The organism is Paraburkholderia sp. USG1, from assembly GCF_031570135.1.
Lineage (GTDB): Bacteria > Pseudomonadota > Gammaproteobacteria > Burkholderiales > Burkholderiaceae > Paraburkholderia > Paraburkholderia dioscoreae.
In genome coordinates this window covers 246,878-263,312 of the sequence record NZ_JAMWXW010000005.1, presented here as the reverse complement: position 1 = coordinate 263,312, position 16,435 = coordinate 246,878, and the positions used below count along the sequence as shown (strand labels likewise).

Annotated in this window: 12 protein-coding genes; 2 read left to right on the top strand and 10 right to left on the bottom strand. The window is 60.7% G+C overall.

The genetic code is table 11. The annotated features are described in order from the left end of the window. Nucleotides 1-162 precede the first annotated feature (162 nt). The 4 genes from NE850_RS09240 to NE850_RS09225 are packed head-to-tail and all read right to left on the bottom strand — an operon-like array spanning nt 163 to nt 7,593. Nucleotides 163-975, bottom strand: a complete 813-nt coding sequence (locus tag NE850_RS09240; RefSeq protein WP_007178141.1) for a two-component system response regulator — start codon at nt 973-975, stop codon at nt 163-165. Between the two features lie 15 nt (nt 976-990). Then, nucleotides 991-2,211: an EAL domain-containing protein gene (locus NE850_RS09235; protein ID WP_165189164.1), complete on the bottom strand. Its 1,221-nt coding sequence runs from the start codon at nt 2,209-2,211 to the stop codon at nt 991-993. Next, nucleotides 2,204-5,833, bottom strand: coding sequence for an amino acid permease (locus tag NE850_RS09230; RefSeq protein WP_310698659.1), 3,630 nt, complete (start codon nt 5,831-5,833; stop codon nt 2,204-2,206). Before NE850_RS09230 ends, NE850_RS09235 begins: the two co-directional genes overlap by 8 nt. Continuing rightward, entirely contained in the window at nt 5,830-7,593 is a 1,764-nt protein-coding gene (locus NE850_RS09225) for an ATP-binding protein (protein ID WP_310698658.1), read from the bottom strand. Before NE850_RS09225 ends, NE850_RS09230 begins: the two co-directional genes overlap by 4 nt. A gap of 357 nt (nt 7,594-7,950) precedes the next feature. Between NE850_RS09225 and NE850_RS09220 the strand changes: the two genes are divergently transcribed. Then, nucleotides 7,951-8,496, top strand: a complete 546-nt coding sequence (locus tag NE850_RS09220; protein ID WP_007178145.1) for a hypothetical protein — start codon at nt 7,951-7,953, stop codon at nt 8,494-8,496. A 75-nt stretch (nt 8,497-8,571) separates the two neighbouring features. Here the strand turns inward: NE850_RS09220 and NE850_RS09215 are convergent, their stop codons facing one another. Beyond that, nucleotides 8,572-9,012, bottom strand: a complete 441-nt coding sequence (locus NE850_RS09215) for an SET domain-containing protein (RefSeq protein ID WP_007178146.1) — start codon at nt 9,010-9,012, stop codon at nt 8,572-8,574. Between the two features lie 247 nt (nt 9,013-9,259). Here NE850_RS09215 and NE850_RS09210 point away from each other — a divergent pair, with 247 nt between their 5' ends. Next, nucleotides 9,260-9,970 (top strand): TetR/AcrR family transcriptional regulator, encoded by a 711-nt coding sequence (locus tag NE850_RS09210; protein ID WP_007178147.1) that lies wholly within the window; start codon nt 9,260-9,262, stop codon nt 9,968-9,970. A gap of 132 nt (nt 9,971-10,102) precedes the next feature. Here NE850_RS09210 and NE850_RS09205 read toward each other — a convergent pair whose 3' ends face one another. The 5 genes from NE850_RS09205 to rbsK all read right to left on the bottom strand — a co-directional run bounded on the left by NE850_RS09205 (nt 10,103) and on the right by rbsK (nt 16,426). After that, the gene (locus NE850_RS09205; RefSeq protein WP_157187721.1) at nt 10,103-11,812 is read right to left on the bottom strand and encodes a M48 family metallopeptidase; all 1,710 of its coding nucleotides are present in this window, start codon (nt 11,810-11,812) and stop codon (nt 10,103-10,105) included. Nucleotides 11,813-11,814: 2 nt separating this feature from the next. After that, nucleotides 11,815-12,195: a hypothetical protein gene (locus NE850_RS09200; protein WP_007178149.1), complete on the bottom strand. Its 381-nt coding sequence runs from the start codon at nt 12,193-12,195 to the stop codon at nt 11,815-11,817. A gap of 2 nt (nt 12,196-12,197) precedes the next feature. Further along, nucleotides 12,198-13,847, bottom strand: coding sequence for a CHASE2 domain-containing protein (locus NE850_RS09195; protein WP_310698657.1), 1,650 nt, complete (start codon nt 13,845-13,847; stop codon nt 12,198-12,200). Nucleotides 13,848-14,261: 414 nt separating this feature from the next. Further along, the gene (locus NE850_RS09190; RefSeq protein WP_310698656.1) at nt 14,262-15,365 is read right to left on the bottom strand and encodes a nucleoside hydrolase; all 1,104 of its coding nucleotides are present in this window, start codon (nt 15,363-15,365) and stop codon (nt 14,262-14,264) included. Between the two features lie 122 nt (nt 15,366-15,487). After that, nucleotides 15,488-16,426 (bottom strand): ribokinase, encoded by a 939-nt coding sequence (rbsK, locus tag NE850_RS09185; protein WP_310698655.1) that lies wholly within the window; start codon nt 16,424-16,426, stop codon nt 15,488-15,490. Nucleotides 16,427-16,435: the final 9 nt, after the last annotated feature.

Here is a 16,435-nt window from a genome sequence, read left to right as displayed (position 1 = left end):
GGTCAACCACCTGATTTTTGTTTTCTTGTGTACACGCTGCCGGGCTTACCCTTAGCGGAGAAAACTCGGAAGCGTGGCGGCCCCTACGCATGTTTGTCCGCACATCGCAATAAGGCCGCCTCAAGGGCGGCCTCGCCTGCCTGGAGATATGTCTGCGGCAGTTCAGTGCCCGAGGATTGCGTGCCTCGCCTGAACCAGGTTCATAACGGCCGTGCAGAGGCTGGCACTCCTGACGGGTTTCGTGAAGTATTGGGCCGGGTCAATGCCCGCACCGCACACACGGCTTTGCGACTGCGGATGCCCGCTCACGAAAATAGCCGGAATGTCCGACAATGCCGAATTGCTATGCATTGCCCTGCAAAAATCGACGCCGTCGAGCGAACCGCCCAATACGATGTCGAGCACGACCAGATGCGGAGGCGACTCGCGCAGCACAGCGAAAGCACTCTCTGCATCCGCCGCTGTTCGCACGGAACAGCCTTCGCGCTGCAACGCGGCCGACAGTACTTTTCTCGAAACCTCGTCATCGTCGAGAATCAGCACCTTGACGCCGGCGAGCTTGCCGACTCGCTTCGACGGAGTCTGCCTGATGCCGGCCGACCTGCTGGCGCCCGCCAAAGCCGTCACGACATCGGACTCCGGCACCAGCCCGAGCTGATCGATCCGGCTAATCGCGAAACCGGCCCGATTGCGAACGAAGCGATCCAATGCGTCGTTCGTCCCCATGAACAGGTCGAGACAGCTATCGGCGGTGAATCTCAGACCGGCTTCCCGCAACAAGGCGGCGAACTCTCGCACGAACGATTCCGGGCGCCTCGCAGCAAACTCCACGCTGAATATCCGGCCCTGTTGCGCGCCGCGAACGACCTCTTGCCAGCCGTCGAATCCCGCGTGCCTGCTTGCCTCGTTCACCCGCTCGACGGTGTCGTCTGTTACAGACCCGGCATGGGCCCGACTTGTCGCCAGTGTGTTCATCCTGATCTCCCGGGATCATATTTTCTTGAGTTCGTGGGGATCACGCGGTCTGGTTCCAGCCGCGTTCAGAACGTTGATGAGTTCTTCTTCCGCGACCGCCGGGGACCAGAGCCAACCTTGCCCCAAGCTGCAGCCCATTCTGGCCAGCCGGTGTCTCACTGCTTCTGTTTCGACACCCTCCGCTACGCATCTGAGCCCCATCTCGTTCGCCATAGCAACCACCGCACGCAGAATGCGCTCCGCGTCCTGATCCCTATCGGCGTTTGCCGTGAACAAACGGTCGAGCTTCAGTTCGTTAAAAGGCAGCCGGAACAGCGAAGCGAGCGATGAATGTCCCGTGCCAAAATCGTCGATGGACAATTGCACACCGAATATACGCAGACGCGTCAGCACATCGTTGATCTGGATCGAACATCCGAGTGCGCTCGTCTCGGTAATTTCCAGAATGAGCGATTCCGCGGGAACGTGAGTTTCGTGCAGTAGCGCGATGACCTGCGTCATCAGTTCCTGGTCGACAAGGGCCGGCGAAACATTGACCGCGACCGACACGTCCGGAAAGAAATGCCGCCACGCTGCGCAGGCACGCAGCGACTCGCGCAACATAAAGTGCGTGAACTTTCGGCTCAAGCCTTCCGCCTCGATAACCGGTATGAAGACATCGGGAGGCACGTTTCCGAATAGCGGCGAGCGCCAGCGCGCAAGGGCTTCTACTCCCGTTATCCCGCCACTTGCCAGACAGACCTTCGGCTGGAAATGCGGGCGGATATGGCCGCCTTCCAGCGCTGCGGCAACGTCAGCGCGCGTGACTCGCGGCACTTCTCTGGGTGTCGGCTTCCATGCGCAGGCCGGCATCGTGCACAAAAGGTCGGATAGCTGGCCGAGCGTCACGGGTTTGCCCAGCGAGCCGGCCACGTGCACACCATACGCATGCGCGAGCCGCACGGCCGCCGTGCGGGTCCGTTCGTCGCATCCGCTCGTCAGAATGAGCGAACGCGGCGCGGCTTTGCCCCGCATCGAGCGCAGTACGTCCAGACCGGCCTCGTTGCCCAACCGGAGGTCGAGGAGCACCGTATCGATAGCGAGCGTGCCAAGCCTCTCCCTCGCTTCGTTCAGGCTGGCCGCCGTGCAAACGTCGAAGCCGAGCTTCGTCGTCATGGATTGCAGCACTTTCGATTGCACGGGATCGTCTTCGATGATCAACACGGTTCCGTGCGTGACTACGCCGAGGTCACGCATTTTCGGCTCCCGTCTCGACCATCTCCAGCAGTTGGGGAAGCAGACGGGAAAAGGCACGCTCGACGCGTTGAGCCAATACGTCGAGCCCTTGCGGATCGGCGGACTGACACGCCGTTTCCACGTCTTTCAGCAGTCGCGAGAATCCGAGCGCGCCCACGTAGGCGCTGCTCGATTTCAGCGTATGGGCGATACGTGCGCCCTCGCCCCACCGTTGCGCAGCGAGCGCATGGAGCAGATCCGCCACCTGCCTTCCCGCCGACTCCTGAAACGTAGCAATGACGTCGGCGACAAGGCCAAGCGATCCGTCTTCGTCGATCTGCCTGAGTTCGTCGATCGATGCGCGCTCGATCGCTGAATCGTTGTCGGGCAGATCTGTATCCGCGACCGCGCTCGTAACAGCGGCCGTGTGCCAATTTGCGGGCGTACCCAGATACTTCCAGAGCGTGGACGAGAACTCGGCGAAATTGAAGGGCTTGGCGATGATGTGATCGATACCGACTGCCCGGCAACGCATGATATTCGCAGACGTCATATCCGCCGTCACGGCGATGATCGGAATGCGCGCTCTCGCGGAGTCGTTCTCGATCGTCCTGATCGCGGCAGACGCGGAAATGCCGTCCCTGCCGGGCATGTGGCAGTCCATCAGAACGAGGTCGAACGAATATGCACTGAACAGTTGCACCGCTTCGTCTCCATTGGCCGCGACCCGCGCCTGCAGGCCGAGCCGGCGCAACGCGGCGAGAGCGACCGTCTGGTTGGTCGGATTGTCCTCTGCGAGCAATATGGACGGCTCAGCATCCGCCGTCTGCGCATGACGGGTAGGCACGGCATGCGTGATCTGCTGCGCGTCGGCAGTCTTGTTCAACGCATGCGATTCAGGCAAGGCACCAGATCCGCTCGATACATCGCCATCGCCCGACAATGCGCCACGTTCTGTATGCGGCGCAATACACGCGTCCGCGTCGTGCGAAACAAGCGGAACAGGCACCGTGAGTGCGAATTCGGAGCCACGCCCCACTTCGCTCTTCAATGCCAGGTTTCCACCCAGACGCGTCGCCAGTTCGCGCGCGAGGAAAAGGCCGACGCCGGCCCCGTCGTGTTGGCGCGTGCTCGACTCGTCGGCTTGAGCGAAGGACGCGAAGATCCTGTCACGCGCGTCGGCGGCAATGCCAGGCCCGGTATCCTTGACTTCGATCACGAGGCGCGCACATTCCGCGCTTTCCATCCAGACGCTCACGCCGAGCGATACGGTACCTGCATTCGTAAACTTGACCGCATTGGAAAGAAGATTGCTGACGATCTGTCTGATCCGCCCGCCATCGGAACGGATCTGCGCGATCGGCCCGTCCGCCTTGCGATAGACAAAGCCCAGACCCTTCGCCTGCGCTTCGCGGCGATACTGATCGGCGAGCCTGTCCGTGAGGCTGGCGACGTCCAGCTCTTCCGTCTGCAGACAAAGCGCGTCCGCCTCGATCTGCGCGAGGTCCAGAATCTGCTCGATAACCGTCTTCAATGAAGCGCCAGAATCGCGAATCGTGGTGAGCAATGCGTGCTGTTCGCCATTCAAATGCAGATTCAACAACAGGTCCGCCGGGCCAAGCACGCCATTGAGCGGCGTGCGCAATTCATGACTCATGCGTGCCATGAACTGGTTCTTGGCAGCATTGGCGATCTCGGCGGTGGTTTTGGCGGCAAGCAGTTCGTTCGCGAGCTGATGCTGCTCGCTCACTTTCTGGCGCAGCGACCGGTTCGCCTGCGTCAAACGTTCACGCGCCGAACGCAAGCCATCACGAGCATCGCCGAGACAGAGCGCCGCGGATGCCACTTCGCCCTGAAGCGCATTGAAGCTGGCAGCCATTTCGCCGAGCTCGTCATTCGAACGCACGTGCACACGTCGAATGTCGATATGCGCCTGCGCCGCGTCGAGGTCTCCGCGCGCCAGCGCATGCATGGCATTGGAGAAGTCCCGCAACGTACCTGTCGCAAGTTTTCTGGCGGCCTTGCTAACCTCTTCTGCCGAATGAGCGATGACGCCTGGCAATACGATGCCGACCGTAATGGTCAGCATCGCCACCATCACGAAGATATCTTCGAGCGCGGTTTTCAGCACGTCCTGCCGCGCGGGTAACTGCGAGACGGCCAGAATGTAGCCGGCGCCGTCGAGCGCCAGCACGAGCAGCATCGCCCCCGTCAGCCGCAGATGCAGCGTAGGCGCAAAACCCGGCAGACCCGCTCGCCGGCGGTCCTCCCACTTCCGCCACGCGTAGAGCGCGGCGCCGGAGTAGGCCATCGCGAGCCCGAAGACCACCGTCGGCAAGCCGAACTGTTCAAAACCAAGGATCGTTGCGGCGCCCCACACTGCGGCGCTCACGAGGCCGAGGCCGATCGTGAATCGCGGAGCGCGATACGACCGCGCGGCGTCGGGTGCGTTCCGACGAAGCAACCACACTGCGACGCTCGGCGCGGCAATACCGATCAGATAGTTGAAGTTGGCCGCAGCCACAAGCCAGATCGGGTCGCCGATCAGCAGGAATACCAGCGCGAGCGCTGCCGTGAGCAGCGTGGCGACAACCGGCACATCGCGTCGCGACCGATACCCGAGGACGCGCGGCGCGAGCCCGTCATCCGCCAGTTGCGACAGCGTGCGCGCTGCGCCGGCCAGCGGTTGCACGGTTCCATGGAACATGTTGAACATCATGAACCAGATCGCGGCGGACTTGGCCAGCGCACCGAATACCGGCGCAAAGGTCGGCCCAAGAACCTGGCCGAGATCCTGTCCCAATGGCTCAGGGCCGAGCGTGCCCAGCCAGATGACGGGCAGGACGACGAAGTACACCATCGCCATCAGCGCGCTTGCCTTCATCGCCCGCGGCACGTTCTTCTCGGGATTCTTCGTCTCGCCGACGTGACAGGCAGCCGCTTCGAACGCCGGCGCCGCGAAACCGATCAGGTAAAGCCCCGCCATCAGCGAAGTCAATCCGCCGAACCAGCCGGGGAATGGCGTATTCAGATGGAAATCGACAGCGTGTTGCCAGTTGACCTTGCCGGACCAGACAGGCGCGAGCGCCGAGACAAAAGCGAGAAGCGCGGAACAGGACGCGATCGGCACGGCCAGACGCGTGACCCAGCGGATGCCCATCAGGTTGACGGCGGTAAATGCACAGACCAGCAGGCAGGCCATCAAGGGTACCGGCACGTCCGGCAGGAACCACTGGTTGAGCGCCGTCGCGGACAGGATAGCCGTCAGGCCGCAGGTCGGCACCCAGCCCCACCAGTAGCAGACACCTGTGAGCGTCGACAGTATCGGGCCATACGGACGAAACGCTTCCGTACACGCCGCGGCAATGCCGCCCACGCGATGCGGCGACATCATGACGAGTTCGATCCATCCCGGCAAAGCCGCATAGCTCAGCAGCAGGCCCACGATCAGCAGTGGCACCGCCGCGCTTCCTTGCCCCGGGATATCGCCTTGCCCGACAAACAATGCCGCAAGCAGAAACAGGCTCTGGTTGCTGCCGCCCATTGCGAGCGCTGTCGTGCCGATCCATCCGATACACCGTTCGAACGGCGCTGGCGCGCTTGCGTCGGCGCTCGTGCGCCGGCCGCGTACCGACATGTTCATGGCGACACCTCCGCGACGTCGCCGGATGCGAGCGACCGCCGACGTAACAACACCTTCGCAATCGCATCGTCGAGCGTCTGCATGGAGACTGGCTTGACGAGGTAATCGTCGAACAGGGCCAGACGGCAATCGTTTTCGGGAGGCGGGCTTCCGGAGAGCGCAATCAGCGGCACCGCGACACCGAACTCCGTCTGTTCATGCAGTTCCCGCGCAAGCGCAAGGCCGTTCAGATCCGGCATGTTGATATCCAGTACGGCGACATCGAACGGCCGCGTACGGAGCAACTCGAGTGCGCCGCGGCCCGTGGATACACCTTCGACCTGATAACCCAAACGCCCGATCAGCGCCTGAGTCACACGACGGCTGACGCCGTCGTCGTCGGCGATCAGCACCAGTTGATCGCCACGCGCCACGTTGTCGAGATCGAGTACCGGGCGAACGCAGGCGGGCGCCTCGGCGATATCGAACGGGATCACGCACGTGAACACCGCGCCGCCACCCGGCCTCGCACTCGCTGTGATGGTGCCGGCCATCGCGTACACGAGCTTCCGGCAGATCGACAATCCGAGGCCGGTGCCGCCGTACTGCGACTTCACGCTAGCTTCCTGGGAGAAGTCGCTAAACAGCGCTTCCGCGATCTCGTCGCGCATTCCCATACCTGTATCGGTCACGACGATCGTCACGCTGGCCCGCTGACTGCCGAACTGCTCCGCTCGCACGCGGACGTTCACTTCACCGTGTGCGGTGAATTTCACCGCATTGCCGAGCAGGTTGAGAACGATCTGGGAGACCCGCGTGCGATCTCCCATCAGATAGGCGGGCACCTGGGAGTCGATATCCAGTGTGATCCGCAGTCCTTTCGAGGCCGCCTGCAGCCGCACACTGGACAATGCGCAGCGCAGTTCCCGGCGCACGTCGAACGGTATGCGTGCAAAGGTAAAGCCACTGGCTTCGAGCTTCGCAAGATCGAGCACTTCATTGATCATGCGCACGAGATGGTCGGTGGAATCGCGCAACGCTTCGACGCCGATTTCCGCAGGAACATGCCCGCCGCTCTGGGAAATCAGACTGACCATGCCCGCAATCGAATTCAACGGAGCACGCAGTTCGTGCGTGACCATTGCAAGGAAATCCGCGCGCGCCTTCTGCGATGTTATCGCTTCGGCTTCCGCTGCTTTCTGTTTCCGCAACTCTCTTTCCAGCGCGATGGTGCGCAGCCGGAGGTGCAATTCATCCACCACCATTGCAGCAAAGTCCGTCAATGCATCCACCCGCGACTGATCGAAGACGCGCGGGCGAACATCCATGATGCATAACGTCCCGACATGCTGCCCGTCTTCCACCTCCAACGGAACGCCGGCATAAAAGCGGATCCACGGCGGCCCGGTAACGAATGGATGCTCTGCAAAACGGGGCGACAGCCGGGCGTCCGGCACGATCAACACACCGTTTCTTTCGAGCGTGGCCTCACAGAAAGATCCCGTGCGCGGCGCCTCGTCGATGTCGAGCCCTAAACGCGCTTTAAACCATTGTTCTTCTTGCCCCGCGAACGAGATCACACACATGGGCACTTCGAAAAATTCGCTCGCACGACGAACAATTCGATCGTAGGCAGGCTCCGGTGTCGTATTGAGAATGTGAAGCGATTCGAGCGTGTCGAGTCGGCGTTGCTCACGCTCGTAAAACGCTGCGCCGCTGCTGACCTGAAGTCGCCGCAAAGGCTTTTCGCCGGAGTCGTTGGCCGCGATGTCGTTAGTCAATTTAGCGCCACAGAAAGTGAAGGACATGTCTGGTCTATCGACTCGCCACGAACATACTGAAGCAGCAAAATCAAATAACCCGACTCTGCTTCAATTCAATACTCCGATGGAAGATTCTTCCGGCATGCATCTTTCAATCACGCCATTTCGACTACGCTGCATGGGCGCCTTCGCAGTAAGCGCCTAAAACGAACCGCACGGTTGAGCGGACGTGAGCCCGTTGCAGTTGAAATCGTCTCGCGATTTATGCGGTCTTTTGTGTGCCCACGCAACGATCAGCCTGCTTAGCATATGAGGCGACCAGCAGCCTCTCTGCGGTAAGCGAACGAACTGCCGTTATCTTGCATAAGCATGGTCATGGCGACCGGCACCATCGCGGAGGGTGGATACATCATGCATCATGAATCGCACTGGATTCCGGAAAGGAAACGCGAGCTGAACGAACTGCGCAGCGCTTTAATCGCGGATCTCTCGTTACTCGACGAACAGGCCGACGCGCTGCAACACTTGCATGGCCTCGTGAAATCACTGTCGTCGCAAACAGAATCGGCACATGCGGAAACCGGCGATCTGCTGAACGACGTGTCGTCTATTCTCGAGTCGAGTTGGCCGCTTCACATTCCGCAACTGATCTTCGCGACCAGCGAGCTTGTCGAGTTACTGACACATGCCAGGGATTGCCTGGCTCTTCTTTCGAAGGACATCCGCAAGGCTGTCACAGTGACGCTCGGTACACGCGCTGAAATTAATAGATGCGACCGGCAAACGCGTTCGCTGCTATCGCACATACAGACACACCGCGAGGCATGCCAACGGGCCATGTGCAACGCGGAAATCGAAATGGCCACGCTGCGCTCGGCAATTTCCCGTATTGCCGCCCTGTATTCGCTCGAACCGCAATGAGCCGGCTGCTGTGCAACTGAGTCCAGTATGCGCCGCACGCTGGGCGATACGATCAAGAATTTCGCGCGCATCGGCTCACGCCGCGTCCGCCAGCATCGACTGACGACAGCCCGCCGCGGCGCACCTGCACACATACTGGGCTCGAATCTCTTCATCCGACGGGTCGTCAATGGCCAGCAAATATTCAATGAACAGTTCTTCTCCTGCGTCGACCGGCCGGAGTGTGTGAATGAAAATGCGATCGCCGTCTTCAACGGTTTCACAGTTGGGCGCGCATGCGTGGTTGAGCCAACGTGCGCTGTTGCCGCCCCGGCTGCCATCAATGACGCGTCCGTCCGAAAGACCGAAAAGGAACGTATGCCCCTCGACACCCTCACGCCGGTGCCGGCGAACGGCATCGCGCCACGCCGTGATTTCGCCCTTGTACTCGAGCACACGCTCTCCCGCAGCGAGCCGACGTATTGCGAACACGCCTTTGCCATGAACTGAAGACCGCCGAACGATTACGCGCCGCATATTGACTCCCTGACCGATATCAGCACAAGTATAGAAGCGGCAAATTTCTGCATCCATTGCGACGTGTCGCGCGGCTCAGTCTCAGGTGACAGTTTTTCCCGCGACTATCCAGGTTACCCGCCGCCCCCGCAATGGGTGCGGCCTGCATGAATGTCCTTCACGTCCCCATTGGAAAAACTTTGACTTCGCCGGGCAGCTCGGCCAAGATATCTTTTCACTGTAAAAATATGGATTGCGATCCGCCGTCATGAAAGAAGCACCGCTACACCGAAAAATGTCCGCGCCGCAAAAAGCCACCACCCAAGCCGACCGCACGGCACGCGACAAGCCCTATCATCACGGCGGCCTGCCCCATGCGCTACTTGAAGCCGCGGAACTGGTGCTACGACGCGACGGCATTCGCGGTCTGACGCTGCGCGCTATTGCGCGCGAGGCTGGCGTGTCGCATACCGCGCCGCAGCACCATTTCGGCGACACCGCCGGCGTTCTGAGCGAACTAGCCGCGAGCGGGCATCGGCGGCTGGCGGCCGCCATGACGGAGAGAGCCGAAGGCACCGAACCGGGTCAGGCGCGGCGCAAAGCCATCGCCCGTGGCTATGTGAGCTTCGCGGTCGCCAACCCGGACTTGTTTTACCTCATGTCGCGCAATGAAATGCTCGACCACGCGCGCCCGGCCCTCGTGCAGGCGCGGCAAGTATCAGCGCGCGCCCTGGCCGGCGTGTTCGAGCTGCCGTCCGAACCTGCAGGGCGCGACGACTCCGCGTTCGGCCAGATCACCGCCGCCCAGGCCATTGCCATGACCGCGGGCTGGGCCTACGTTCATGGGCTTGCGCTGCTGTTGATCGACGGACGCCTGAATGGCCTCGCCGCATCAGCCGAAGGCATACAAAGCGCGGAAGAGCTCGTGGATGCCGCGATCGAGCATGTCGAGATCATTTCGGCCACGTCCCCGCGGTAGCGGTAGCGATATAAACCCGACCGACGGCGCACACAGCGGCAAGGCAACGACGCACCCTGAATCCGACTCGCTAACGCCGTCGGCCCCGTGGCGTGCCTGTCCGCCTGAAAGACGATCGATGCGCTCCGACATTCACTTCGGCAACAGCCCCTTCGCCTGATCGAACATTTTGTCGACCGCCTTGCTGAACCCGCCTGCCTGATCGTCGCTCTTCTTTTGCGCGGGCGTCTGCGAAGCGGCGACGCACGCAGCGCGCATTTCAGGATGTTCCGCCGTGCACGAGAGAGCCAGTTGCTTCGCGCGGTTGACATCGCCATGCTCGCGATACCAGGAAATGACACCAGGCCAGGTCACCGATGTCCTTCCGAAGTACTCGAATTGCTGCAGCAAAAACGCTTCACCTTGCTTCGGGTCTTTCTGTCCTATGCGGTTGGAAAGATTGGTCTGCACCGCCCATGAGCGGTCGCGCGAACTCAGATTGCGCCGCAGCACCTGCGTCTGCGTATCGGGCGGCGCCAAACGCGATAGCGTCATCAGGTTGGACAGCAGAAACACGGGATAGGCATGGTCCGCTGTCGGACCCGATGCGACCGTGGACGCCACTTGCAATGCCTGCGGGTAATTACCTGCCGCTTGCAGATCCTGCAAGTCGGATATGGCCCTGTAGTGCGCCAGAATAAGTGCAGTGGAGCCGCGCTTTCGGGCGGCGTTCCACGGCTCGATTCGCGGATCGGGACGCTTGTCTCCGAGCATGGGGCGCACGAGCTCGGTCAGGTTATCTTCGCGGGCGGCTGGATCGCCGTGGTCATCGTGCAAGGTTTCGAGTTGTGCCGAGATCTGATCGTCGATCACCGCGCGCGCGTCGAAGAGATTCTCCGCGACGCTCGCCTGCGCACCCGCACGCACGGACGTGTACTGTGCGACGGCGTCGCGCAGCTCGCCGATACTGGTGAGCTGGTTCACCGTTTGCGCCGCGCCGCCGCCGACCGCCGGCGCGACCGGCTGGGCGCGCGCCTGCGCCGCGGCCTGTTGACCGGCCTTCTCCCGTCCCGCCTGAAGCTGCTTCTCACGAAGCTTCTGACGCCGAGTTTTGGCGTCCTGATCGTATGCAATGACGCGTTCGAAGAAGGCTTTGAAACCGTCGACGTAGGAGTAGCCGCAACGAAGGCTGATCGTCGCGCCGAACCGGTCGGCCTGTTCCTCGACGCTGCGCTGCCAGGCGGGAAACAGCACCCGTGTGCCGAGCGTCTGCACCACTGCGATATTGTCCACGCCAGTCCACGTGTTGGACGTTGGCGACTTGTTCGTCACCGTCCAGGCGAGCGACACGACGGCAAGCGACGTATCGCCCGCCGTGCGCGCGTCGAAAATCGCGTGATGGTTGAGGTAGATATGACCGAACTCGTGGGAGAGGATCGCAAATATCTCGTCTTCCGATTCAGCCGACTGCAACCAGCCGACCGAGACAAAGATATTGCCGCCCGGACTCGAATTCGCGTTGAGTCCGTTCTCGGAGATGATATGCACGGAGCCCGGATAGTTCGGTGTGCCGGCGGTTTTCTTGATCGTCGCGAGCAGCCCGTTCAGATAGGCCTCCATCTCGGGCATCGGCACGAGACCCCAGCCGTCGGCGCGCGCGTTCATCAAATCGAGCCTGATGTCGGGCCAGTCGCGAGCAGGCGGCGGTGGAATAGAACCGACTGTGTCGAGCGTCGGGGCGCCTTTCGGTGAACCGCCACCGATGTTCAGGTTCGACAGGCTACCCGGCAGTTTGACGTCCGCGCATGCGCCGAGGAGAAGGCCTGCGCATGCGCTGCAGAAGTATCGGCGTCCGGTATGCATGATCATTGGCACCGGTTGGCGGCAGCGCCGAGCGTGCCGGCTGCCTGAATACCGGCGGACTGGCTGCAGCGCGCCTGCGCGCTGCGAACAACCTTCACCTCCAGGCCGTCCGCCCAATACGGCTTGCCGTCCACCTTCACCGGATAGAAGTCGTGTTGGGAAGCCCCCTGTACGAGAAGCGGCAAAGTCGGAGCGTCGATCACACTGCTTTTTTTATCCGGTGCGCTATAAAGCTTGACTGTTTCGCCTGGTTTCTTCGCATCGACATAGGTCGGGGTTTGAGCGGAGGCCGTACCGCCCGCCGTTGCAGTGAACGCTACGGCCACCGCTGCTGTCAGGAAAGCGTGTTTGAGCCGCTGCCGGGTATCTCGAACCTGCTGCATGATCAATCCTCCTTGCTATCGGTGAGCCAATTAAACAGGTGTTCGCTCCACTCGAGCCATTCGACTGCGATAGTGCAGGCGAGGACATGTGCAACCAGAAGGAACGGCATATGCAAGTGCGTACCGAACACGATCATCCCCACGCCAAATGCCACGAGTACAAATCCGCTCATAAGGAACAACGCGATATTGAAAATGGCTGTGAGTGCCTTTGCACACCACCAGTGCAAGGAAAAGCGCCTTTTCCAATGCCGGCGCTCGTGATAAAAGCGCGCAAATTCCTGCCGAACCCATTTCTTGGCGCCTGCAATGAGGAAAATCGCAACAAAGCCGATCACACTCAAGAACAAAAGCTTGCCCCACCTGACAGCGGGCATGTCGAAATGAGGCTCCCACGCCTCGATGTCATTCAGCCCACCGCGATGACTAAAAAGGTTGTCGAGTGCGGCGGCATGCAGAAACACACCCGGAATGCGGTCGTTCAGCGGCGAGAGGACAAAGTCGTTGGAATAATCAAACGACGTGCCGATCATCACGATTCGATCCTGAAACGCAGCGACCCGTTCGCCACCGGACATCTCTTCGATTTGACTTGCGTGGATAGTGCGATAGTGCACACAGAGCGGCCGGCTGGTCGGACGTAAAAATGCGCGCCACTCGGCGCGCCACAGAAGACTGACCTTGCTATCGCTCGAAGTGCAATACATCTGCTCATCGTGATCGCCCGTGTCCACTCGTAGCAAAAACGCACGGCGCGCCTCGCTCTCTTCGTCGTCGGAATCGAGCCATCGCAAACCGTCCTCAGCCGTATCGAGCGGCCAGGTAACCGACATGAATCGAGGCTCATCGCACCGCGCCTCAAGTTCGCCCCTGCCGTACGCATCTTCGTAAATCGCGAACGCTGCACTCAGTGGGCAATTGCCTTGCGACGGGTTGCGCCACTTCACATCCTTGTTCGTAATCCGGTCGACACCCGCTATTTGCTCGCCGTTGTGTTCTTCCTTTGCATAGACGAGCGGATAAGTCCACGCGAGGCGGTCCACCGCATGGGCAGAAAACTCAATGCCCACGCGCTTCACGGCCTTCAGTTCCTGATCCTCGTCAAGGTCGTCGTTGGTGGCAAGCCTGTTGTCTTCCGTCCTGCGGGCAGCCAGATATACGCTTGTTTTCTTTGATATCAGATCTGCGAGCGACCGCTTGAAGTCGTCGAAACCCGGGCCTTTAGGCTGCGAAAGAATCACGTCGACAAATACGCGCGCCGGTGGATGCTCGCTCAGGACGCCAAGGAGCCAGGCGTAAAACGGGTAATGTGCAGGCCAGCCTTCCTTAAGAGCTTCGCGATCGATTACGAGCACGGTGATGTCCTTGTCATTCCACACCGTGCGCGGATGCTCGCTCGCCTTCTTGCTTTCACGCCCGATTTCGAGGTCGCGTTCGTGCTCGCTGCCAACGTCGAACCAGTAGCCAGAGAATGGCGCCGCGTAGCGCGCCATTGTTTGCGCGCCCATTTCTTCGGTAAAGCGAGTTGGCACCACGAGAGCAAACAGAAGGCCCAACAGCACGGATAAAGCTGCGCGCCCGAGCAAAAGCCTCCAGCCGAATTCCTCGCGCTTTTCGTTTCCCCGTTCTTGTTTTCCATTCTGCGTCGCCATTTCCCAGCCTGGAATGTCAGTGGAACGAAACGACAGAAAGCAGTCTAGAAAATCCTCAATGTTTACGTTAGTTTAATTTTCATCGGGTAAACACGAAGCGAAGCAATTACCTGTTAATTCAGCGCGAAGATTAAGTATGAATAAAGACAATCGCGACTTTCATCTTCCACATTTTCATCTGGATCACTAAGATTCTGCCACCTATCGCCGTCCACCCTGGCAAAGCCCGCGCTGGGCATATCAGCCGATAGCTAGCAATTCGCCGCCATTGTCACTCGAACGCGATCCCGTAGTTCGAATCGCGGACAGGTGGCGGATAACGACTATTCAGTTGCGGCTGGTTCTGCACCATTAGCGATCGCATTTAAGGAATCGAGGTGACGCATCACACTCACCGCCAGCAACGGCACTACATCACGGCAACATAATCGGCACAGGCCGCGTCAGCAGATCGACATAGAGGCTAAAAAACCTGCCGTTATCGAACTGCGTAACATAAGCGATCTTCTGCGGCGAAGCTCCCGCCGCCCGCTGATCGGGATACACCGTCACATGCCCCTGATCTTCGCCGCTCGTAGTGTCGATATCCAGGTACGCACTTTTAGTCTGCGTAGCGTATGTAGGATCAAGAAAGTACGCGATCGTCAACGTGTCGAACAAATCCGTATTGCTCGCGAATGCGCCCGCATTGGCAATCCCGTACGCCTTCGTCACCGCCGTCTGCTTACCGGGGTTATTGACGATCTGGTCATATACGCTTTGAGTCAGCGGCACTGTATCCGTCACGTCGAGCGGAATCACGGCCTGGGGAATCGACGTCTGCAACACCGTGCGCACCGCAAGCGGATCAAACCACCAGTTAAGTTCCCCGACGGCATTCGCATTGCCCGGCACGGCCATCGCGCCGCCCATGTAGACGATCCGCTTGATCAGCGGCACAATCTCCGGCGCCTTCATGATCGCCGTGGCGAGGTTGGTGGGCGGCCCCACTTCGAGAATGGTGACCTGGTTCGGATAACGCTTGATGGTCTGGATCATGAAATCCGCAGCGATCTGCGTCTGCAGTTTCGTCGACACGGCGAAACCATCCGGCGGCGCCACGAGTTGGGACTGCTGCGTTGGCTCGGGCCTGCTCCACGCACCAAAATAGCCTTGCGGATTAGCGGCCTGCTGCGCACGAATGCTCGCCACATCGTATTGCAACGGATAATCCGCGCCGCCGTACACGCCTACCACGTTCTGCACGCCCATGCGCTCCACCGCCTTGAGCGCATCCGATTCTTCCTGAAGCAGCCAGTCGTTGCCGGTAACGACCGTGAGCCCGAGCAGATTGACCTTGCCTTGCCCCATCAACTGGGTGGTCATGGCGAAAAGCTGGCCGTCGTCGCCCATCGTATTGAAGTCTGAATCAATGATGACCTTCGGCGCATTGGCGAGAGGATCGGAGGTCGATATGCCGCCTCCGCACGAAGCCAGCCCCAACGATACAATCAGTATGCCTACACGTTGTGATTTCATGTTTCGTCCATTCGAGAGCGTGATTGACAAAGGAACACCATCGCGAGATGGTGCCGATAAATCAACGTCGAGCCACCGGAAGTGGCAATACGGACCGCCTCATGTCACAACGGGCATCCGCATCAGGTGGCGTTGTCGACTTCCGCGCGAGTCGGTATCGAAGGCTGCGCGCCGGCGCGCGTCACGGAAACCGCCGCCGCGCGTTGCGCGAGATTGATCGCGCCTTCCAGCGGCTGCCGTGAGGCGAGTTGCGCGGCAAAGACACCGATAAAAGTGTCGCCGGCTGCCGTGGTGTCGACGGCTTGCACTTGCGGCGCGGGAAAATGTCTGCCCTCGCCGCCCTCCACCAGAAGATAAGCCCCTTGCGCACCAAGTGTGACGATCACATTGCGCGCGCCGCCTTGTTGCAACTCCGTCGCCGCGCGCCGAGCACCGCTTTGCGATTCGACCGGCAGGCCGGTCAGAATGGCGGCCTCGACTTCATTCGGCACGAGGTAGTCGACAAGCGGCAGCCACTCCGCGGGCAGCGGCCCGGTTGCCGGCGCCGGGTTCAGCACGGTGATCTTGCCCAGCCGACGGGCGAGCGCGAGCGTCGCGTGAACGGAATCCCATGGTGTTTCGAGTTGACATACCACGACGTCGCACGCCTTGATGGCCGCCTCATGGCGAGCCACGCTCTGCGGCGTGAGTTCGCCGTTGCTACCCGCGACCACGACGATCGTATTCTGTCCGTCGTCAGAGACCGTCACCATAGCGACGCCGGTCGGTTGGGTGGGATGGACCTCGACCCCGCTGCAGTCGATACCTTCCACTTCCAGATCCTTGACCCGCTGCGCGCCATTCGCGTCGCTCCCGACGCAGCCGATCATGGCCACCTGCGCACCGATGCGCGCGGCCGCGACAGCCTGGTTCGCGCCCTTGCCCCCTGCAACCTGCGAGAACTCATGTCCGCCAATCGTTTCGCCAGGGCGCGGCAGATGCGGCGCGCGGGCCACAAGATCCGTATTGATGCTACCCACTACCAGAACCCGGCCCTGCTTCGTTTCTTTCGACACTTTCATTTTCTCCTG